Origin of the sequence: Tropicibacter sp. Alg240-R139 (genome assembly GCF_900537075.1) — a bacterium.
Taxonomy (GTDB): Bacteria; Pseudomonadota; Alphaproteobacteria; order Rhodobacterales; family Rhodobacteraceae; genus Falsiruegeria.
In genome coordinates, this window is the sequence record NZ_UNRA01000001.1 from 1,504,524 (window position 1) to 1,525,796 (window position 21,273).

Annotated in this window: 15 protein-coding genes; 5 read left to right on the forward strand and 10 right to left on the reverse strand. The window is 56.1% G+C overall.

What is annotated here, in order from left to right:
• Positions 1 to 11: 11 nt before the first annotated feature.
• From G6R15_RS07250 to G6R15_RS07295, 10 genes are all read right to left on the reverse strand, one after another.
• Positions 12 to 989: a glycosyl transferase family protein gene (locus tag G6R15_RS07250; RefSeq protein ID WP_164659110.1), complete on the reverse strand. Its 978-nt coding sequence runs from the start codon at positions 987 to 989 to the stop codon at positions 12 to 14.
• Positions 986 to 3,586, reverse strand: a complete 2,601-nt coding sequence (locus G6R15_RS07255; RefSeq protein WP_164659111.1) for a nitrate reductase — start codon at positions 3,584 to 3,586, stop codon at positions 986 to 988. Before G6R15_RS07255 ends, G6R15_RS07250 begins: the two co-directional genes overlap by 4 nt.
• A complete protein-coding gene (locus tag G6R15_RS07260; protein ID WP_164659112.1) occupies positions 3,583 to 3,921 on the reverse strand; it encodes a nitrite reductase (NAD(P)H) small subunit in 339 nt (112 codons plus the stop codon). Before G6R15_RS07260 ends, G6R15_RS07255 begins: the two co-directional genes overlap by 4 nt.
• 22 nt (positions 3,922 to 3,943) lie before the next feature.
• Entirely contained in the window at positions 3,944 to 6,400 is a 2,457-nt protein-coding gene (gene nirB / locus G6R15_RS07265; protein WP_164659113.1) for a nitrite reductase large subunit NirB, read from the reverse strand.
• A 5-nt stretch (positions 6,401 to 6,405) separates the two neighbouring features.
• Positions 6,406 to 8,097 carry an ABC transporter ATP-binding protein gene (locus tag G6R15_RS07270; RefSeq protein ID WP_164659114.1) on the reverse strand — a complete coding sequence of 564 codons (1,692 nt, stop codon included), beginning with the start codon at positions 8,095 to 8,097 and terminating at the stop codon, positions 6,406 to 6,408.
• 6 nt (positions 8,098 to 8,103) lie between these two features.
• Positions 8,104 to 9,189 carry an ABC transporter permease gene (locus G6R15_RS07275; protein ID WP_164659115.1) on the reverse strand — a complete coding sequence of 362 codons (1,086 nt, stop codon included), beginning with the start codon at positions 9,187 to 9,189 and terminating at the stop codon, positions 8,104 to 8,106.
• Positions 9,190 to 9,274: 85 nt separating this feature from the next.
• A complete protein-coding gene (locus tag G6R15_RS07280) occupies positions 9,275 to 10,645 on the reverse strand; it encodes a CmpA/NrtA family ABC transporter substrate-binding protein (RefSeq protein ID WP_164659116.1) in 1,371 nt (456 codons plus the stop codon).
• Between the two features lie 270 nt (positions 10,646 to 10,915).
• Positions 10,916 to 12,079 carry a CmpA/NrtA family ABC transporter substrate-binding protein gene (locus tag G6R15_RS07285; protein ID WP_240336678.1) on the reverse strand — a complete coding sequence of 388 codons (1,164 nt, stop codon included), beginning with the start codon at positions 12,077 to 12,079 and terminating at the stop codon, positions 10,916 to 10,918.
• On the reverse strand, positions 12,076 to 12,561 hold the full coding sequence (locus G6R15_RS07290) for an ANTAR domain-containing response regulator (protein WP_306432341.1): 486 nt from the start codon (positions 12,559 to 12,561) through the stop codon (positions 12,076 to 12,078). Before G6R15_RS07290 ends, G6R15_RS07285 begins: the two co-directional genes overlap by 4 nt.
• A gap of 920 nt (positions 12,562 to 13,481) precedes the next feature.
• On the reverse strand, positions 13,482 to 14,135 hold the full coding sequence (locus G6R15_RS07295; protein ID WP_164659118.1) for a GntR family transcriptional regulator: 654 nt from the start codon (positions 14,133 to 14,135) through the stop codon (positions 13,482 to 13,484).
• Between the two features lie 243 nt (positions 14,136 to 14,378).
• Between G6R15_RS07295 and G6R15_RS07300 the strand changes: the two genes are divergently transcribed.
• The 5 genes from G6R15_RS07300 to G6R15_RS07320 are packed head-to-tail and all read left to right on the forward strand — an operon-like array spanning position 14,379 to position 20,355.
• Positions 14,379 to 15,488 (forward strand): Gfo/Idh/MocA family protein, encoded by a 1,110-nt coding sequence (locus G6R15_RS07300; protein WP_164659119.1) that lies wholly within the window; start codon positions 14,379 to 14,381, stop codon positions 15,486 to 15,488.
• A gap of 43 nt (positions 15,489 to 15,531) precedes the next feature.
• A complete protein-coding gene (gene dctP / locus G6R15_RS07305; RefSeq protein WP_164659120.1) occupies positions 15,532 to 16,539 on the forward strand; it encodes a TRAP transporter substrate-binding protein DctP in 1,008 nt (335 codons plus the stop codon).
• Positions 16,540 to 16,565: 26 nt separating this feature from the next.
• Complete coding sequence (locus tag G6R15_RS07310) at positions 16,566 to 17,171, forward strand: TRAP transporter small permease (RefSeq protein WP_164659121.1); 606 nt, start codon at positions 16,566 to 16,568, stop codon at positions 17,169 to 17,171.
• A complete protein-coding gene (locus G6R15_RS07315) occupies positions 17,168 to 18,463 on the forward strand; it encodes a TRAP transporter large permease (protein WP_164659122.1) in 1,296 nt (431 codons plus the stop codon). The genes G6R15_RS07310 and G6R15_RS07315 overlap by 4 nt, the downstream gene beginning before the upstream one ends.
• A gap of 8 nt (positions 18,464 to 18,471) precedes the next feature.
• The gene (locus G6R15_RS07320; RefSeq protein WP_164659287.1) at positions 18,472 to 20,355 is read left to right on the forward strand and encodes a bifunctional sugar phosphate isomerase/epimerase/4-hydroxyphenylpyruvate dioxygenase family protein; all 1,884 of its coding nucleotides are present in this window, start codon (positions 18,472 to 18,474) and stop codon (positions 20,353 to 20,355) included.
• Positions 20,356 to 21,273: the final 918 nt, after the last annotated feature.

Sequence of the window (21,273 nt, forward strand, 5' to 3'; positions counted from 1 at the left end):
TTTTGTCCTTGTCAGGCGGCCAGACGGATGTCTCTCGACGACCACAACGCCCGTGCGGTTTTGTGCGCCGTTTCGACGTCCTCTCCGCAGGTCATGAGCGCCAGAGCAGCTGTTCCGATTACACACTCGATGGCAAACGTGTCATGGATCGTTCCGTCCCAAATGGCCGCAGGTTCCACCGCGGCAAGATCAGGTTCATGCAGACGGCGGGTCGTTTGCATAAGGGGCTCAGCTACCGCTTCAAATCGCCCACCCTCACGCAGTCCCAACAGGGTCACGGCTTTCCCTGGATGACGCTCGAATTCTCCGCCGCCGCCTTTGATGACGGTGAGCGAAGGTTGTTTTAAAAGGGACGCAGCATCGCTTTGCAAATCGCGATAAGACGGATGGAAAACACCTTGCACCATTGCCGACGCGCCGGTTGGGTTAAGCATTCGCAGAACGGTATTAAGGCACGACCGCAGCCCCAGAACATCACGCAAGTTCAGCAATTCAAGAGCTGGAGCATGCAACGCGTCGGCTGGTACGTAAGCAATGCAATGACGCGACAACAGGAAATTAGCCGCGTCGGGCGATCGGGCCTCTGGGATACCCAGATCAGACAGCGCCAGGCGGACCGATGCAACTGGGTTCTGATGAGAATTCCAGCCGTGAAGCAGCACCGGATAACCCGCAGCCGCCACCAGTTTTGCCGCTAGCAAGAACATGGGTGCCCCGCGCGTTCGTCCGGCCGCATAACTTGGCCAATCCAACGCGACAGGCAGTCTGTTCCATTCCCCGGCCCCAATACGCAACGCATCCGTAAAACCGGCAATTTCCGGGGCGCTTTCACCGCGATACCGCATCAACATCAAAAGCGCCCCGACCGCTTCGGGGGCGGCTTCCCCATTCAAGATGACGTTCATCGCCTCACGGGCCTCATCGCGGGTCAACGCCCGAGATCGGCCAGGCCCCCGCCCGAGAATACGGATAAACTTGGCCAAGCTCATTCCGCTGCAACACGGTTTTCAGATGTGGCAATCAGGTTCGCCAGCTCCGGTTTGCAGGACCCACAGTTGGTGCCCGCGCACGTACGCTGTCCCAGTTCGGCAACCGTCTGCGCGCCCTTGGAAATTTCGGCACGTAACGTATTCACCCCTACATCAAAACAGGCACAGACTGTTGCGCCGGGGTCTGGAGCGTCCGCCCCGGCCTTGCCGGCCAAGGCGGTCAAAATGTCGGGTTCCCGGTTCAATAATCCCACTGCATGAGTGCGCGCAACGGCAACAGGCTGACGCGCCGCAAAGAACAAAGCCTTGATCACGCCCCGACTATGGAATGCGACACGCACGGTGCCCTCACTGCGATCCTCGAACAGCGCAGCTTGTGCCGTGGCTTGGCCAGTTAGCGCCCGGGCCAACGATTGCCAATCCGCGGGCAATTGCCCGTCCGCCAATTCGGCGCGCCACCCTCCTTTAGTCAACGCAATCGCACTATAAGCCAAGTCGGGTGCCATCTGCTCTGTCGATACAGCAAAGCCATACCAGGCCATGCGCGCGCGCTCTAGGTGCACTGGGGTGCTTTTGCTGGCGGGCTGACCTGAAACCGGATCTGCGACGGCGGCTACAATCGGGTTCACCCGCCCGGCCTTACAGCTTTGTGCGGTCCAATGCATTGGCACGAACACGGCACCTTTGCGTGCACTGGCAGAAATCAACACGCGCACAAGCGCCCTGCCCTGCGCGGTAGACAATTCCGCAAGATCGGCATCACGGAGCCCATGCGTCAACGCATCTTCGGGGTGTATTTCCACAAACGGCTCAGCCATATGTGCCGCCAAGCGGGCGCTGCGGCCTGTGCGGGTCATTGTGTGCCACTGGTCGCGTATGCGTCCGGTATTGAGCGTCAACCCGGTAGACGTTCTTGGCCGCGGCGGAACAACCGGGAACATCTTGGCCTTGCCATCAACGTGATAGAAGCATCCATCAGAAAAGACGCGCCCACCTGTGCCCCCAACTTCTGCCACCGGCCACCGTACAGGCGTCAAAGCGTCGTAGTCGGCATCACTGAGACCAGCAAGCCCGCTGATGTCAAAATCACGACCGAACTGCTTGGCCAGACCAGACAGCGACGCGTATTCACGGAAAATCTCGGCTTCGTTTTCGTAGTCGAAACCGACAAAACCCATGCGCCGGGCCACATCCGCGATGATGTCCCAATCGGCGCGCGCCTTGCCTGGTATGGGTAAAAAGGGTCGTTGGCGCGAAATCACCCGCTCAGAGTTGGTCACCGTACCGGATTTTTCACCCCAACCCGCGGCAGGTAACAGAACGTGGGCCAAATCGCAGGTATCAGTATGTTCGACAATATCGCTAACCACCACAAACGGCACATTGGCGACGGCTTGGGCCACACGGTCGGCATCTGGCATCGACACCACCGGGTTCGTCGACATCACCCACAACGCCTTGATCTTGCCCAAAGCGCAAGCATCGAACAGGTCGACGGCCTTCAGCCCGGCATGGTCACAGATTGTCGGGCTGTCCCACGCCGCCTGTACTGCGTTGCGTTGGTCGGAGTTTTCGATGTCCAGGTGGCAGGCCAACATATTGGCCAACCCGCCCACTTCGCGGCCTCCCATGGCGTTGGGTTGCCCCGTGATCGAAAAAGGCCCCATGCCGGGGCGTCCAATTCTGCCCGTCGCCAGGTGACAATTGAGGATCGCGTTGACCTTGTCCGTGCCACAGGACGATTGGTTCACACCTTGGGAATAAACGGTCACAACTTTCTCAGTTGTGGCAAACAGGCGATAGAACTCGGCCACATGCTCAGGCGCAATCCCAGCCTCTTGCGGGTTCGTTGCAAGCGCTGTTTCAAGCGCCGCATCAAACCCATTCACATGCGCCGCGACATAGCGCTGATTAACGCAGCCTTCATTTGCAAGATGCGCCAGAAGACCGTTGAACAGGGCCGTGTCCCCGTCGCTTTGCACAGGAAGATGGAGATCGGCGATGTCGCAAGTCGCGGTGCGGCGCGGGTCGATCACCACGATGCGCATCTGCGGGCGCCGCGCCTTTTCAGCCAACAAACGTTGAAAAAGGATCGGATGACACCACGCGAGGTTGCTGCCAACCAACACCACAAGATCGGCCTTTTCCCAATCTTCGTAAAGACCGGGCACCGTGTCCGTGCCAAAAGCCCGTTTGTGACCAGCCACCGAAGACGCCATGCAAAGCCTGGAATTGGTGTCGATATTAGCCGAGCCGATGTAGCCTTTCATCAGCTTGTTCGCGACATAGTAATCCTCAGTCAGCAATTGCCCTGAGACGTAGAACGCCACACTGTCGGGGCCATGCTCTGCAATGGCACCGCGGAACTTGTTTGCCACCAGATCCAGGGCATTGTCCCAACTGCTGTCCGCCCCATCGACGCGAGGATGCAACAGACGCCCTTCAAGACCAATGGTATCGCCAAGTGCCGAGCCCTTGGAGCAGAGTTTGCCGAAGTTCGACGGGTGGTCAGGATCGCCTTGAATCGTGCCGTCGGGGTTTGCTAAGACGCCACAACCCACTCCGCAATAGGGGCAAGTAGTGCAAATACGGCTCATGCCACGACCTTTGCTGCGCCCAAGACATCCCGGGTGATCAGGATGCGCCCACCACGCAGGTGCAGATCCCAGACTCGAATTTGGCCTTCGTCTGCACCCTGAGCATGCCCGGTGTGCAGGTCAAACACCCAGTTGTACATGGGATCAGTTACGCTGGTGCCGTGCTGAATTCCATTGGACAACGGCCCGGCCTTGCCTGGCAACCATTCGTCCACAGCGAAAACTTGGTCGAGGGCGGTGCGGAACACAGCAATCTCGCCTTCGGGCGTGCGCAAAACGCGCGCACCGCGTGGCGGGATATCTTTGACGCTGCCGATGTCAATGAATTGGCTCATAGTTGCTTCCTTTGTCATCGGGTCACTCTGCGGCCACAGGCAGATTGGTCAGATCTGCCAGCGGTTCGAATTCATGCGCGTCCTTGCCTTTGACGGCGCGTTCGGCCCAAGGATCGACCTGATAGAACTGCTGCGAATGTAGAAAGCGATCCGCGAGTGCCTTACGATTTTTTGCATCCTCGACGATCTGTTGCTTGACCCAATCCAGACCAACCTTGCGGATCCATTTGTAGGGGCGATGCAGATACTGCGCGCCCTCGCGGTAAAGCTGGTAGAACGCACAGGAATACTCCAACGCCTCTTCCTCGGTCGCGACCTGGGCCAAAAGCTGCGTTTCGAGCAGATCAAGACCCGCGGCACCGCCGACCAGGATCTGGTACCCACTGTCGACGCAAACGATCCCAAGGTCTTTGCAGGTCGCCTCGGCGCAGTTGCGCGGGCACCCCGTCACGGCGAGCTTGAATTTGTGCGGCGACCAGGCGCCCCACATGGCATCCTCAAGCTTGATCCCAAGGCCGGTGCTATCCTGGGTTCCGAACCGGCAATGCTCAGACCCGACACAGGTTTTAACCGTTCTCAACCCCTTGGCGTAGGCTTGACCCGAGATCATGCCCGCCTTCCCAAGATCATACCAGATCGCGGGAAGATCCTGTTTCTTGATCCCCAGCAGGTCGATCCGCTGACCTCCTGTGACCTTGACTGTTGGAACCTTGAATTTGTCGGCCACATCAGCGATGGCCCGCAACTCATCCGGGGTTGTGATCCCACCCAACATGCGGGGCACAACGGAATAGGTGCCATCCTTCTGGATATTGGCGTGCACACGTTCATTGATGAACCGGCTCTTGCCGTCATCCTCGTATTCGCCGGGCCAGGCGCAGACCATGTAATAATTCAACGCCGGGCGGCAAACATGGCACCCATCGGGCGTGGTCCAGTTCATGTCCTGCATTGCTTGCGGCATGGATTTCATTCCTCCCGCCACAATCAGCTTGCGCACCTCGTCATGGGACAGGTCCGTACATCTGCAGACGGTTTCTTTGGTCGGCATGGCGAACTCATCGCCAAGCGTGACCGACAGCAGTTGTTCGACCAAACCGCTGCATCCCCCGCAGGAAGAACCGGCCTTGGACGTCGCTTTGACTGCGTCCAAGGTGCGCGCCCCGTTCTGAATGGTGGTGATGATGTCTTGTTTGCATACGCCGTTGCAGCCGCAGATCTCTGCGTCATCCGGTAAGGCTGCAACGGCCGCCATAGGGTCCAGGGGGGTGCCCCCCTGAAAGGATGGGCCAAAAATCAGAGTGTCGCGCATCGCCGAAATGTCTTCGTCATCCTTAATAAGCCCGAAGAACCAGCTGCTGTCGGTCGTATCGCCATAAAAAACGGCGCCGATCAGCTTGTCGTTTTCGATGACCAGCCGCTTGTAGACACCCCGCGCAGGATCACGAAAAACGATGTCTTCGCGGGTCTCGCCATCGGCAAAATCGCCAGCCGAGAACAGATCACACCCCGTCACCTTAAGCTTGGTCGACACCTCCTTTTGGACAAAGGCGGCCTGATCGCCGATCAACGTCTTGGCAGCAACTTTGGCCTGATCGTAAAGCGGTGCCACCAGCCCAAAAACAGCCCCATCGTGTTCAACACATTCACCCACCGACAGAATGTTGGGGTCCGACGTCTGCATCTGGTCATCCACATGAATGCCTTTGCCAACGGCCAGACCTGCGGCCTGCGCAACTGCAGTGTTGGGGCGGATGCCAACGGCCATCACCAACAGATCACAGGGCAGTTCAGTTCCATCATCCAACAACAGGGCCCTGACATGACCGTCCTGGCCCAGGATTTCTTTGGAATTGGCTGCGCACATCACCATGATCCCACGATCGGTAAGCGCCTTACGCAGCAGATAACCCGCGGCCCCATCAAGCTGGCGTTCCATCAAATGGTCCATGATGTGCACCACGGTGACATCCACCCCGCGCGCTTTCAGCCCAGCCGCGGCCTCTAGCCCCAAAAGCCCGCCGCCGATGACCACCGCCCTTGCGCCAGGTTTTTCGCCCAGTCCAATCATGCGATCAGTGTCTTCCAGATCGCGATAGGCGATCACCCCTTCAAGGTCATGACCCGGCAATGGGATGATGAACGGGTTCGATCCGGTGGCGATCAGAAGCTTGTCATACGCAAGAACGTCGCCGGTTTCCGATGTGACGGTCTGTTCGATCCTGTTGATCTCGAACACTTTTTCACCAAACCGGCACGACACGCCCTTTTCCAGATACCACGCGTCGGAATGGGTTATGATGTCTTCATAGGTCTTTTCGCCGGACAGGACCGGAGACAACATCAAGCGATTGTAGTTTCCACGCGGCTCTGCATTGAACAGAGTGACGTTCCAGTTCTCGCCGTCCTGCTCCAAAAGCTCTTCAAGCGCTCGACCCGAAGCCATGCCTGCGCCGATGATGATTAGATTTTTCTTCATAGCTCTCACTCCGCAGCGATGCTTTTTGCCGCGTTGGCTTTAGGTTTGGGTTTGGGTTGTGCGCCGTGTTCGTATTCCTCGAGGAAATCAAGAACATCCTGCCGGTACGCATAGTAGTCAGGATGTTCGAGCAGCGCCTTTCTGCTACGTGGGCGCGGCAAGTCGACATCAACAATTTTGCCAATTGTGGCCTGCGGACCGTTGGTCATCATCACCACACGGTCGGCCAACAGGATCGCCTCGTCCACATCGTGGGTGACACAGATCGCCGTGACCTTGGTGCGATCCCAGACCTCCATCAACACCTCTTGCAGTTCCCACCGGGTGAGACTGTCAAGCATGCCGAAAGGCTCGTCCAAAAGCAGCAGCTTGGGCGAGAGCGCAAAAGCACGGGCAATGCCAACGCGCTGCTTCATGCCGTTGGACATCGAGCTCGCCTGCTTGTCCATGCTGTCAGCCAGGCCAACACGCTCGAGGTAGTAATCCACCACATCCTGACGTTCCTGGCGCGAGGCCTTCGGATAGACTTTGTCCACACCGATGGCCACGTTCTCGCGGGCTGACAACCAAGGGAACAGGTTAGGCGATTGGAACACCACAGCGCGCTCAGGGTCAGCGCCTTCAACATGACGACCATCCAAACGGATCCCCCCCTTGGAGATCGGGTTCAGGCCCGCCGCCATGGTGAGCACCGTGGATTTTCCGCAACCCGAATGCCCGATGAGCGAAATGAATTCACCGCGTTGCACCTTGAGGTCAAAATCCTCGACGACAGTGAGCGGCCCTTTGGGCGTTGGGTACACTTTATGCAACTGCGAGAAGTCGAGAAAGTTGTGCTCGATCATGCCTTTCTGCGCGTCTTTGACGGCCGTCGGAACACCGTGGATCGGGGTCACATCAGGCAGTTGGGTTACGCCTTCGGCCTTAGCATCAATCCCCACATCCATCAGATACTTGGTGATTTTTGCCCGTAGATGTTTGAACCCTTCGTGGTGGTTCATCTCCATCCGGTCACGAGGACGCGGGATCGAAACACGGAATTCATCGCCAAGCGTGCCATCCGGGTTCAGCGCGATAATGCGATCCGCGAGAATGATGGCCTCGTCCACGTCGTTGGTGATCAGAACACACGTTTTCTTGTCCTCGGTCCAAATCTGCTCGATCTCATCAGCCAGATTAGCCCGCGTCAGGGCATCAAGCGCCGAAAGAGGCTCGTCAAGCAACAAAACCTCAGGGTTCATCGCCAGCGCCCGCGCGACATTCACACGTTGGCGCATGCCACCGGACAGCTCAGCCGGGCGGCGGCCCATTGCGTGAGCAAGGCCAACCATTTTGATATAGTGATCGACCTTGGCAACCTTTTCAGCCTTGGGCATTTTGGGAAAGACACTGTCGAGGGCCAAGCGCACATTGCCGTTCACGGTCAGCCAGGGCATCAGCGAATAGCTTTGAAAAATCACACCACGCTCGGGGCCTGGGCCTGTGATCGGCTGTCCCTTGAAAGACACAGTGCCTTTGGTGGGGTTTTCAAGCCCCGCCATCAGGTTGATCAGAGTGGTCTTCCCACTGCCCGAGAAACCGAGGAGCACCAGGAATTCGCCCTCCTCTACGGTCAGATCGATGTTTTTCAGGACGTCAGTGCGGTTGGTGCCGTCACCAAAAGACTTTGAGACGTTGTCGAAGGTGAGAATGCTCATGTCAGGTCACCGGTTTGCTGAAAAGGTGAAAAGCGACTGGATGGCAAACATCAGGCGATCGAGCAGAAACCCGATGATGCCGATGGTAAAGACGGCCACCATGATCTTGGCCAGTGACTGTGACGAGCCATTTTGGAACTCGTCCCAGACAAATTTGCCAAGGCCCGGATTTTGTGCCAGCATTTCAGCGGCAATCAGCACCATCCAACCCACACCCAGTGATAGGCGCAGTCCGGTAAAGATCAGCGGCAACGCCGAGGGCAACACCAGCTTGGTGATCTTGGTCCAGGTGTTCATTTTCAGAACTTTCGACACTGAAATCAGGTCCTTGTCGATCGACGAGACCCCAAGCGAGGTGTTGATCAGGGTTGGCCAAAGCGAACACAACGTCACAGTGATGGCCGAGTTCATAAAGCTCTTTGAGAACAGGCCGTCATTGGTGACATAGACAGCGGAAACCACCATCGTCACAATGGGTAACCAGGCCAACGGGCTTACAGGTTTGAAAATCTGGATCAGCGGGTTCATTGCCGCATTTGCTGTTGGCGACAGACCTCCCAAGATTCCCAACGGTATGGCGAAAGCTGAACCGATCACAAACCCAAAGAACACCGTTTTGATCGACGTCCATATCTGGTCGTAATAGGTCGGCTTACCGGTATATGCGCGCTCTTTTACCTTGTCCTCTTTCCCTGAGGCGATCAGCTTGGCGTTGCGCACGTCCTGGCGCTCGTAAAATGCGGCTTCTTTCTCGCGTTCACGCAGGTGGTCTGCGTGCAGGTTTTCGACCTGTTCCCAAACCTGTACCGGGCCAGGGATGGCGCCCAGTGACGTCTGCACCGTCGGCGCGGCCGAAGCCCAGACAAACAGAAATGCGCCAATGGCCAGCATTGGTACGCCAAGCAGGCGCCAGATTTCTTTGACCTGCGCTTGGGGATTGTCGCCTGCAATAGCTTTCAGGACGGGCGTCAACCAGGACAGGCCCAAAACCTGAAACCAGGCATCGGCCTTGTTGATACGTGTGAAAAGCCTTTCCCTGCGGGCCTCTTTGGCCTCGGCCTGGCTCAATACTTCGGGATCAATGGCGGTCATGTGTGGTCCATTCAAATCTGTGAGACAGAACAATGTGGGATGGTGGGCGGGGCGATGCGTCAGCGAGCGCCGACCCGCCATCACATCAACCCTGTACTTCGTTTCCGACGACGGCTTGATCGCCCTTCAAACCGATGGGCAAGCTATCGAGATATGCGTTGGGGGTTCGACCGTCATAACGAATGCCGTCGATGATATCCTCGGCCGGGGTGGGCGTTTTGTAGCCATCCGAGGCAAAGTCAAACATGTCATCCGACGCATACCCGTCGTCGATCAGGCTCTTGGCGGCCGACAGGTAGATTTCCGGTTTGTAGACAGACTTGGCCACTTCGTCATACCAGGTATCGGACTTGGCCTCGGTGATTTGGCCCCAGCGGCGCATTTGGGTCAGATACCAGATTGCGTCCGAATAGTAGGGATAGGTCGCGTTGTAGCGGAAAAACACATTAAAATCTGGAACCGAGCGCTTGTCACCCTTTTCATATTCAAAGGTGCCGGTCATCGAGTTCGCGATGACGTCATAATCGGCTCCCACGTATTCAGATCGGCTAAGAATTTCCACCGCTTCCGGGCGATTGGCGTTGTCATTTTCATCCAGCCAGATCGCGGCGCGGATCAGTGCCTTAGTGATGGCAATGGTGGTGTTGGGGTTTTCCTGCTGGAACTCGGCCGACAGGCCAAAGACCTTTTCGGGGTTGTTCTTCCAGAGTTCATAGTCCGTGATCACGGGCACACCGATGCCCTTGAACACCGCTTGCTGGTTCCATGGTTCGCCTACGCAATAGCCATGGATTGTTCCCGCTTCCATCGTTGCAGGCATCTGCGGCGGTGGGGTCACAGACAACAGAACGTCCGCCCCAATGTGACCCGTTATGTCCTCTTCACTATAAAAACCTGGTTCCAGCCCACCTGCGGCAAGCCAATAGCGCAGCTCGTAGTTGTGCGTCGAAACCGGGAATACCATTCCCATGTTGAACGGTTTGCCCTGGTCTTTGTAATCTTCGACAACCGGTTTCAAGGAGGTGGCAGAAATCGGGTGGATCGGCCTACCTTCCGCATCATGTGGGATGTGCGGCTTCATCTGCTCCCAGATCTCGTTCGAGACAGTGATACCATTGCCGTTCAGGTCCATCGAAAACGGAGTAATGATATGCGCCTCGGTGCCGAACCCGATGGTGGCGGCGAGCGGCTGACCGGCCAGCATGTGGGCCCCATCCAACTGCCCGTCAATCACACCATCCAGCAGGACTTTCCAGTTCGCTTGCGCTTCCAGCGTGACAAACAATCCCTCGTCTTCGAAATAGCCCTTTTCATAGGCCACGGCGAGCGGTGCCATGTCGGTCAACTTAATGAAGCCAAATTTCAACTCGTCCTTTTCCACGTCCAGCAAATCCGCCCAGGCCGGGTTGCTGAGCGCGGTGCTTGCCGTAAGTGCAAAGAGTGCCAGTTTCCTCATGTGAACAGTCCTTAATCTTGCGTCGGGCGCCTGGCCCGTTGGCGAAAAAAAACGCCGCCCAGTTCCAAGGACACCCTCGGGAGGAGAGGGAGTGCCAGTGAACTGAGCGGCGTTGCTCTTTTAGATCCCCATCCGTGGGGAAGATGCTCAAAGCGTCTTTGCCTTGGCGTTGATTAGATACTAACCATTGCTGCTGCATCGCAGCATGGGTTTATGGCTACTTTTCTCAACTTTCCGGAATTTTTTCTGCGCCTGCATAATAATGAAGCACTATCTCGAGGCTGGGTCGAAAATCGCGCCGTCAAAAAAGCGATCTCGCTGCAGAATCAGCTCACCCCGCGTAGAAGCAACCGCCGTCGGATGGCTCAGCGCCCCTTCCTGCTTGTCCGAAGCGCCCGGAAGGTCGACGCCAATTTCCCCCAGATTATTGCGATAAAGATCGCTGCGGAAAACACCTCGCGCAATTTCGACAGCCAGCGAAAGATCAAGCCCATACCGGCGCGCCAGGTTGGTGCCGATCCATTGGGCCTGTGACCGCCAAGGAAAATTCGCGGCGCCAACATTGAAGTGTAAGAAACCTTGCACTTCAGTTCCCAGGGATCTTGCTTGTGCCAGAAGATGCCCCTTCATGGCGCGCTCGATTACATCGGCTGGCAGTCCCAGATACTCTTGCCGGGCCAGTATGTCGGTCGCAATGACACGATTGTCTGGATCATGCAGCCATCGCCCGGCATGAAACACGGCCCGCATAAGTGCGGCGACCTGGTTCGGGTTGTCCGACGTCCAATCCCGGCGTGCAGCCAGGACTTTTTCGGGGCTGAAGGCCCAAATCGCCCGGCCAGCGAGGATCAACTCCCCTGCCTCGGTATCGACCGCTCTTGATCCCCACGGTTCGCCCACACAAAACGCATCGATCTCACCGGACGTTAGCGCCTGCCCCATCATAGGCGGCGGAACCGAACTGATCTCGATTTGCAAGCCCCGCTTGCCGAGCCAATACTCAACAAGCTCGCGATGCATGGAAAACGGAAAAGGAACTCCGAACCGCAAAGGACCCTGCGCCGCTTTCTCCAAAGCAGCTGAAACGCCACCGGCATCTCCCAGATCACTCTCCCAGCCTTGCGCGCGCATGCGCTCTACCAGGGTGTTGCTCGCAGCGATCACATTGCCATTTACCGACAGCACCATCAGTGCGTCGACCTGAGCTTTGATCCCACCCAACCCCAGTGACATGGCGATCGGCATTGGCGACAGCATTTGTGCCGCCTCAAGATGTCCCATCACCAACATATCACGTAGGGCCGACCATGACGGTTGCTTCAAGAGCACAAGTGACACGCCTTCATTCGCGGCAAACCCAAGCTCATGCGCAATGATCAATGGCGCTGCATCGACCAGCGGGACAAAGCCGCAATGCATAACAGCGCCGCTCAACGCAGCAACTCCGATGCAGTCACCAAAGCCTGCGCCACATCAATGAGCCGCTTGCCTTGGTCCATCGCGGATTTGCGCAGCAAGCGATAAGCTTCGTCCTCCGACAAGCCTTTGGCCTGGATCAACAGCCCCTTCGCGCGATCAATTGTCTTACGTTCGGCAAGCGCCTTCTTTGCGGCGTCCAGTTCCGATTGCAGCTGCGCCATCATCCGAAACCGGGCAATCGCCGTTTCCAAAACGGGCCGGATGCGCTCGCCGGACAAGCCACCGACGACATATGCGCTTAGACCCGCCTGAACAGCCGCGGTGGACAGTTCCGGGTCACTCTCATCCACAAACATCGCCACTGGCCTTTGCCGGGCGCCAGTCGCTTCACTCAAGGCCTCAAGGCTGTCACGACGTGGATTGGCCAAATCAATCAACACCAAATCTGGCTTGATTTTCGCTAACGTTTGCGTCAGCGATACTTCATCTTCAATCACCGTAACATCTGCCCACCCTCCAGCGTGCAGAGCTTCGGTGACTTCCTGTGCGCGGGTTCGATTTTTTTCGATAACACATATGGATAAGGGGTTCGGCATAGGTGTCGCATACCAACGCGCGTTTGAAAGGCCATCCTACGTTCTGTGGAAACCCGTTCGCTGCCCGCAATAGGTTCATTTTGTGTCGCTGTTTCGCCGAAATGCACAGTCTGTAAGCGGTGTCGGTATGAGAGGCAGGAGGATTTCGAATGCCCTGACTTTGATGAGTACCATTCGCAACAGGGTCAATCAGCTGCTGGGCTGAATTTTTCGCACTTTCATGTAACCCTGCTGCGCGCAAGAACTGACAGCCGCCACAACTGCTGCAAATACACCCTGTCAACCGATGACAGTGCGAGATCTAGCGGTCATTGTTGCCGCAGTGTTCAATGTCCGCTTTCGTGACTGACATATCCAAGGTTCAACCGTCCAGGAATTCGAGTACGCTGCGTAGTTGGGTCTGCACCCGGACCGTAGTCGCTGAATTTGGCGTCGTTCTTGGACACATCTGCGGACACCTTTTAGCCGCGCCACGGTAGGGATAACGGCCTGGCGTTTGCTGCTATCCCCCACTGCTTTGCACGCTGCACCAATTCAAGCGTCAATCGCGCGCTCTGAAACGATCAGGCCTGTCCACACGACATCAATCATTTCGTCCCGTGTGACCCTATGATCAGCGTTCTTGACCAGCAGAAAAAGCAAATCGAATACCTGAGGTGCGACAGCGACCGGGGTATCAGCGCGTGTCAGGTGGCGATGCGTCGCGATAAGAACGTCAGCAAAAGAGCATTTCAGACACCAACGCCTTAACAGTGCGCGCACGAACGTACAAAACGCTACCGCGTCTTCTGGTCTGCGACTAACGCAGGTCTTTATAGCAACTACATCGCTTCGAGCGTGTGGGTTAGACCATTATTGATATGATCTTCGAGAAATTTCGTTGCTGTATCTGGGTCACGAGCAAGAGCAGCATCGAGCATACCTTGATGCTCGGCCGCAGCTGCTTCGCCGCGGAACGTAAACACCAACATCTGATATCGCAGATATTTGTCGTATATCTTGGAATGAAGCGACAACAGGTTTTGCGAATTGCACGCTCGGATGAGCGACAGGTGAAATTCCCAATCATAGCGCTTCCACGTTTCTTTTTCAGTCTCGTCGCCGGCCTGCATCAGAACTTCCATGCGGTGCAGCTTGTGATGGGCCGCGACGACATTGCCTTCCCATTCGGTGTCACCATTTGCGATGGACAGCCGCAGAGCATGGCGTTCTAGCAGAACCCGAAGGCTTGCGATTTCTCGCAGATCATCTTTGGACACGGGCGTCACGAAAAAGCCGCGCTGTTCTTGGGCGGCGACAAAACCGTCGCTGGCCAACCGGTTGAGGGTTTCGCGCAATGTCGACACGCTTGCAGAATAACGCTTTTTCAGGTCGTCCAGCTTCAGCTTCGAGCCGGGGGCAAGTGTCCCAAATATGATGTCGCGCTTGATGCGCTCGAACGTTGAAGAGCCAACTGTAGGTGGCTGTTTTGCCATATCGTACACCTGAATAAACAAGGAACCTCATTTGAAATAGCACCTCTGCAAAGATCGTACAATTCCACATTTCCTATGCTTAAGTAAAAAATATATGATATTATTGATTTGATCGATCCTCGCGAGTAGTCTCTCTGAAACGCGCGATTGATTCCCTGTTTGACAGAAAATCGATCCGATTTAGGGAGGCGACGATTGGTGTCATCCGGGCACAGAGACACAGCACCCCTTGCGGGACGAGGCTTGCGGTTTGCCATCGCAGGCATCGGCCTTGTGGGGCAGCGCCATGCAGAAGCCATCGTGCAGGTGCCTGACGTGTGTCTTTGCGCTATAGTCGACCCAAGCGATGCCGGAAAGGCCGCGGCGCAGCGGCTTGATGTGCCTTGGTATGATGATTTACCAAGCATGATTCACTCCGAACAACCGGACGGGATCATCCTGTCCACGCCAACAAAGCTGCATGTGGAACAGGGTGACGCCTGCCTGGCCGCCGGAATCCCGGTCTTGGTAGAAAAGCCGCTTGCGGACGACCTGAAGGCAGCAACCATATTTGTTGAACAGGCTGAAAAGGCGGATGTGGCACTATTGGTGGGCCATCATCGCCGCCACAATCCGCTTATCCGCAAAGCATATGAGTATATCCAAAACGGGAAAATCGGGGCCGTGCGCGCGGTGCAGGCGACATGCTGGTTCTACAAACCCGATGTGTACTTTGATGTGGCCCCCTGGCGAAAGCAGAAAGGGGCGGGACCGATCTCTGTCAATCTTGTGCACGACATAGACTTGATGCGGCATCTGTGCGGCGAAATCACAAGTGTCCAAGCCCAGGCTGCGCCGTCCCTGCGCGGGTATGAAAACGAAGATGTGGCGGCGGCTTTGCTGACCTTTGAAAATGGAGCGATCGGAACGATCAGCGTGTCAGACAGCATCGTTGCTCCGTGGAGCTGGGAGATGACAGCGCATGAGTATCCCATATACCCGACAACATCCCAAAGCGCTTATCAGATTGGCGGCAGCCACGGTGCCCTGTCCATCCCGGATCTGACACTGTGGACGCATGAAGAAAAACGGGATTGGTGGACACCCATTTCTGCCACATCCGTACTACGGGATACGTCTGACCCTTTGATCAATCAGATGGCTCATTTCGCCGCCGTTGTTCGTGGTGACGAGGCCCCATTGGTTTCGGGTCGCGAAGGGCTGCGCAGTTTGGCCGTGGTGGACGCAATCCAGAAATCCGCGAAATCCGGCGAACTGGTCCGCCTGGGGGATGGCCACACAGAAAATGACCCGACAAACGCCGTTGGTCGGGCGACGAACATGAAAGAAACAAAAGCGAAAATCGCAAATTAAGCACACGGCATGTGTCAAACTATCGTCTTGGGAGGACAAGAAAATGATCACCAAACTTACACGGCGTACGGCGCTTGCGTCAGTTGCGGCCTTTGGTCTTGCGGCCAGCGTCGCAACCACGGCGGCGGCCGATGGAATGACGTTCACGATGGCAACCTCTGGTTCGGAAACAGACCAGCGTTCTGCCGCGTTGGCTGACGTATTTGCACCGATGGTTGCAGGCTTTGCCGAGTACAAGCCCGGCTACAATGGGACAATGTTCGCCCAAGGTGCCGAATTAGAGGCCATCGCGCGCGGCAACCTGACAATGTCGATCACCTCGGCGCAAGAGCTGGCACAGTTCTTCCCTGAGTTCTCGATCTTCGCGACGGGCTATGTGCATCAGGACGCGGCGCATCAGGTGCGCGTGTTCAATGATCCGTTGATGGACCCGTTCAAGGCCAAGGTCGAAGACGAGTTGGGCGTCAAACTGCTGTCGGTGATGTATCTGGGCAAACGCCATGTGAACCTGCGTTTTTCGCGTGAAGAAAAAGACATCCAGACACCTGCGGATCTGGCAGGTGTAAATCTACGCATGCCAGGCACGGATGCATGGCAGTTCCTGGGCAGGGCGCTTGGTGCTTCCCCTACCCCGCTGGCCTTTACCGAAGTCTACACAGCCCTGTCCACCGGCGCGGTTGACGGGCAAGACAATCCGCTGCCCACCGTTGTCGACAAGAAGTTCTACGAGGTGACCAAGCAAATCGCGCTGACCTCTCACTTGGTTGACCTCAACTACATCGCCTTTTCGAAAGAAACCTGGGACGCACTTGCACCCGAGCATCAGTTGATCGTGCAACGTGCTGCAGATGCCGCCGCCGCCTATGGCCGCCTGAAGCAGTTGGATCAGGAAAACAGCCTTGCTGAGTTTGTCCGCAGCCAGGGCGTTGAAATCTACACCCCCGACCTGGCAGCGTTCCGCACCCACGTTCAGTCTCAATATGTGGGGTCTGAAGCGGCCGAAAGCTGGCCCGAGGGCGTTCTTGACCGCATCAACGCGCTTGGCGACTAAGCAAGATTAGCGAGAGGGTTAGATTGATGAATACATTGTTTGCCAGACTCTCTCGCTTTGCAGAATTCATCGCCGCCATGGCCTTGGCGGCGGTGTTTGTAACGTTTCTGATCCAGATCTTTTCCCGATACGCGGTCAAAATTGCCTGGCTCATGCCGATCCCGCCGATTTCCGATTGGATGGCGTCGCTAGAGCCTATCGGCTGGACTGTGAACCTGATTTCGCTGCTTTGGGTTTGGATTGTCTTCTTTGGCTGCGCTTTCATCGTCAGGCCGCGCGATCAGGTCACATTCGATGTGCTCTATCTGGCGACCCCGCGCAAAACCCAACGTGTTTTGGCACTGTTGTCTGCTGTGGGGTTGATCACTGCGATGCTTTATTCGTTCCCTGCGACGTGGGACGCGATTTTCGGCAACCGCTTGATGGATTTAAAGAAAATTCCAACGCTCAGAATGCCGATCACAGGCGACAAGATCGCGATCAAATGGCTGTTCGCGGCCTACATCCTTCTCATGGTTGCAACCATCGTCCGCTATGTGTGGCAGCTTTACTCTGTTGCCCGATACGGGCCGCCAGAGACCGAGCTTGAAGAGCTGTTGTCAGACACTGCAGACAAGGAGGATGCGTCATGAGCGTCGAACTTCTGCTTGGTCTGATTGCGCTGTTTGGCATGGCCGCAATTGGTACACCGGTCGCATTTTCGATACTGGTCGGGGTCATCGTCTATCTTGGCGTGGCGGGTCAGGATCTTGCCATTGCTGGTCAGACCATGGTGCAGCGTCTGTTTGACGGCTTCCTGTTGCTGGCAGTGCCGCTGTTCATCGTATCTGCCAACATCATGAATGCCGGATCAATTTCCGACAGGTTGTTGAATTTCTGCATTGCCGTCGTTGGGCGGTTCAGGGGCGGGATGGGGCACGTCAATGTCGTGGCGTCCCTGATCTTTTCAGGCATGTCCGGGTCCGCCGTGGCAGACGCCGCCGGTATCGGCAAGATCATCATCGAAATGATGGTCAAAAGCGGCAAATACACGCGCGGCTACGCAGCTGCGATCACGGCGGCGACCGCCACCATCGGCCCGATCATCCCCCCCTCTATCCCCATGGTGATCTACGCGCTTGTGTCCGGCGCATCGATCAAGGACCTGTTTCTGGGCGGGATCATTCCGGGCCTGCTCATGGGACTCGTGCTGATGGGGCTGAACGTGTTCATGTCCCACCGCCGCGGTTTTGGCCGCGAGGAACCAGTACCGCTGCGCGATCTGCCAAAGCTGACGGTGCAGGCCACGCCTGCCTTGTTGATGCCGTTCATTCTGCTGTTTTGTCTTTATAGCGGGATCACTACCCCAACAGAGGCCGCAGCTATTGCCGCGCTTTATGCGCTTATCATTGCGGCCGGGCTGTATCGTGCCATCAAGCTCAAAACGTTGTATCAGGTCTTTGTTGATAGCGCCCGCGCTGCCGCCTCTGTCGGTCTGGTCATCGGCGCGTCGATGATCCTGACGTACATCGTAGTGCAAGAGAACATCCCACAGGCGCTTTCGGCGACGCTGGATGGCGCAAACATCCACCCGCTTGTCTTTCTGCTGCTGATCAATGTGATGGTCCTGCTGTTGGGCTGCATTCTTGATGCGACGGTGATCATTCTGGTGATCGTGCCTTTGTTCATTCCAACCTGCCAAGCGCTTGGAATTGACCTTGTGCATTTCGGTGTTCTGATCGTGGTCAATTCCATGATCGGCTTGATCACACCGCCCTATGGCATCCTGCTGTTCGTTATCAATGCCGTCACGGGCATCCCGCTGAAAGAGATCATCGGAGAAATCTGGGCCTTTCTTGGCGTCTTGCTTCTCGCCTTGCTCGTCATGATCCTGGTGCCCGATATCGTTCTCTGGTTGCCACGATTGTTCGGATATCAGGGATGAGCGGGCGACTGAAAACATCCATTGCAACGGTCTCTATCTCGGGCAATTTACGAGAGAAACTGGCTGCGATCGCATCGGCTGGATTTGACGGCATCGAGATCTTCGAGGCCGACTTCATCGCGGATTACGGCAGCCCACGCGACGTGGGAAATCTGGTGCGCGATCATGGATTGGACGTCATGTTGTTCCAACCTTTTCGCGATTTTGAAACCTTGCCCGAACCCGCTCGTTCCAAAGCGTTTGACCGGGTCGAACGCAAGTTTGACGTGATGCAGGAGCTGGGGACCGATCTGGTGTTGATCTGCTCGTCTGTGCATCCCGCATCACTTGGCGGCATAGAGCGCGCTGCTAGTGACTTTCGCGAACTGGGTGAGCGGGCTGCAAAACGCGGGTTGCGTGTAGGGTACGAGGCGCTTGCTTGGGGCCGCCACATCAATGATCACCGCGATGCATGGGAGGTCGTCCGCCGTGCGGACCACCCCAACGTCGGCCTGATCGTCGACAGTTTTCACACGCTTGGCCGCAAGCTTGATCCCGATAGCATCCGGTCTGTTCCCGGCGACAAGATTTTCTTTGTCCAATTGGCGGATGCACCACAGATCGAAATGGATTTGCTGTATTGGTCTCGCCATTTCAGGAACATGCCCGGCGAGGGCGATTTGGACGTAACCCAGTTCATGCAGGCGGTCATGGCGACTGGGTACACAGGACCAATCAGTCTTGAGATTTTCAACGACCAGTTTCGCGGTGGCAACCCACGCACCATAGCCAAAGATGGTTACCGTTCGCTTGTGTCTTTAATGGATGACGTTAATCGTGCCGAACCGGGCTTGGGCTTCAATATGGCCTCGATACCGCCTCGCGTCGAAACTGAAGGTTTCGCCTATGTAGAATTCGCAACGCGCGGAAACGAGGCTGAAGCATTGCAAAACGATCTGGCGACTCTTGGCTTTGAAAAAGTGGGTCAGCACAACAGCAAAGCTGCCGGCCTTTGGCGGCAAGGCGACATCCGGATCGTAGTAAACGAAGAAACCACGGGTCACGCCGCAAGCAGTTGGAACACCCGAGGCACGTGCGTTTGTGATCTGGGCCTAAAGGTTGCCAATGCCAAATCGGCCGCAACCAGAGCCTCGGTCCTTGGTGCGGACGTGTTTTCCCAATCTGTTGATGCTGGCGACGCGGATATCCCTGCCGTGCGGGGGGTGTCGGGGACTGTTCTGCACTTCCTGGATGACAGTTCAGAGTTTGATCAGGTCTGGCAGAAGGAGTTTTCTGCTAAGGGAGCGCCGACAGGAGCCGGATTAACCCACATTGACCACATTGCTCAGACCATGAGCTACGATGACATGCTCAGTTGGTCACTGTTTTACACGACGTTGTTTGACATGACCAAGGCCCCCATGGTCGACGTTATCGATCCTGATGGTTTGGTGCGCAGTCAGGCCGTCGAAGCAACCAACGGTACCGTTAGGGTGACACTCAATGGAGCGGACAGTCACAGAACGCTGGCTGGAGCATTTCTGTCAGATAGTTTTGGGGCGTCGGTCCAGCACATCGCTTTCGCAACACGAGATATTTTTGAAACGCTTGAGACGCTTAAATCAAGGGGCTTCAAAACGCTACCGATCTCACCGAACTTTTATGAGGATATCGCTGCTCGCTTTGACTTGGCTGACGATCTGCTTGAGAAGATGCAAGCGCAAGGTGTTCTATATGACCAAGGCGACAGCGTTGGCTTTTTTCAAGCGTACTCGCTTTCGTTCAGTGGAAATGTGTTTGTTGAGATTGTTCAAAGGGCCCAAGGGTATTCGGGTTACGGCGCTCCCAACGCTCCATTCCGCATCGCAGCCCAAAAAGGAATATCTCGCGCAAAAGGAATACCCAAGGCTTAGTTGATTGCCGATTGATGCCCGGTATCGAAACATCTTTCTGCACCGTGACGGATACCCATCTTTTCAATGAAAGTACCTGTCCGTTTACGTCTGCATACATTTCTCGACACGGTGGACATTGCAAAATCTGCTGTCTGCGCATTGCTGACACAGTGGTCCGGTGCAGAAGAAATGAGCGCGTTCAGCCCGGTGGTTGGACTTCTGCATTCGGGAAAACTCGTTAAGTGTTTTTCAGTAGCAGCATCTTGTCACCTGCCTCTCACCCAATAACGTCCTTGGGGTGGGACTGTCACCTGCAATACTGCGCCGTTGGCAGTTGGGACCCCGCCGACCGCTGTCGCCAAGTGCTTTGCGATCAAGCGTTGATCAATCGTCATTTTAGCATCACATCGCTCGATATCTTCCCAAGTACGAAGTGTTCCACCCGTCAAAACAGCCATTAACACGCTCCGGTCCAAGTAAAAGTCACAAAGGTGTTGCCAAATCCACCCAACAATCAGGCCGTGCCAACCCTGACGACCATCTTGCCAAGGTTTCAGCCCTCAAGCAGCCATTGAACTCCTCGGGCGCACTTCGGTCGATGAAAGCCACATAACCCAACTCTTTGACTGCATGGACACATTTCTCTGCCCCTCCGGCAATGCCAACGGCGCGGCAACTCTTGCTCTTGGCGATCTGGCCCACGGTTGCCCCGACAGGACCCGTGTCAGCAGTGGCCGCATCGATTTCCCACTCTTTGGGTTCGCCTACTTGAAGCAGCCCGCATTAGAGCGAGGGCTTCAAACGCAAAACGCATCAATAAATCCATGCAAGTCACTGAAATAGAATGCAAATAATGAACCCCCCAAACCGGAAATTGCGTTTCGGCTTCGGGCAGCCGTGCGATGATTGCGCGGCATAGACAACCCTGTCCATATC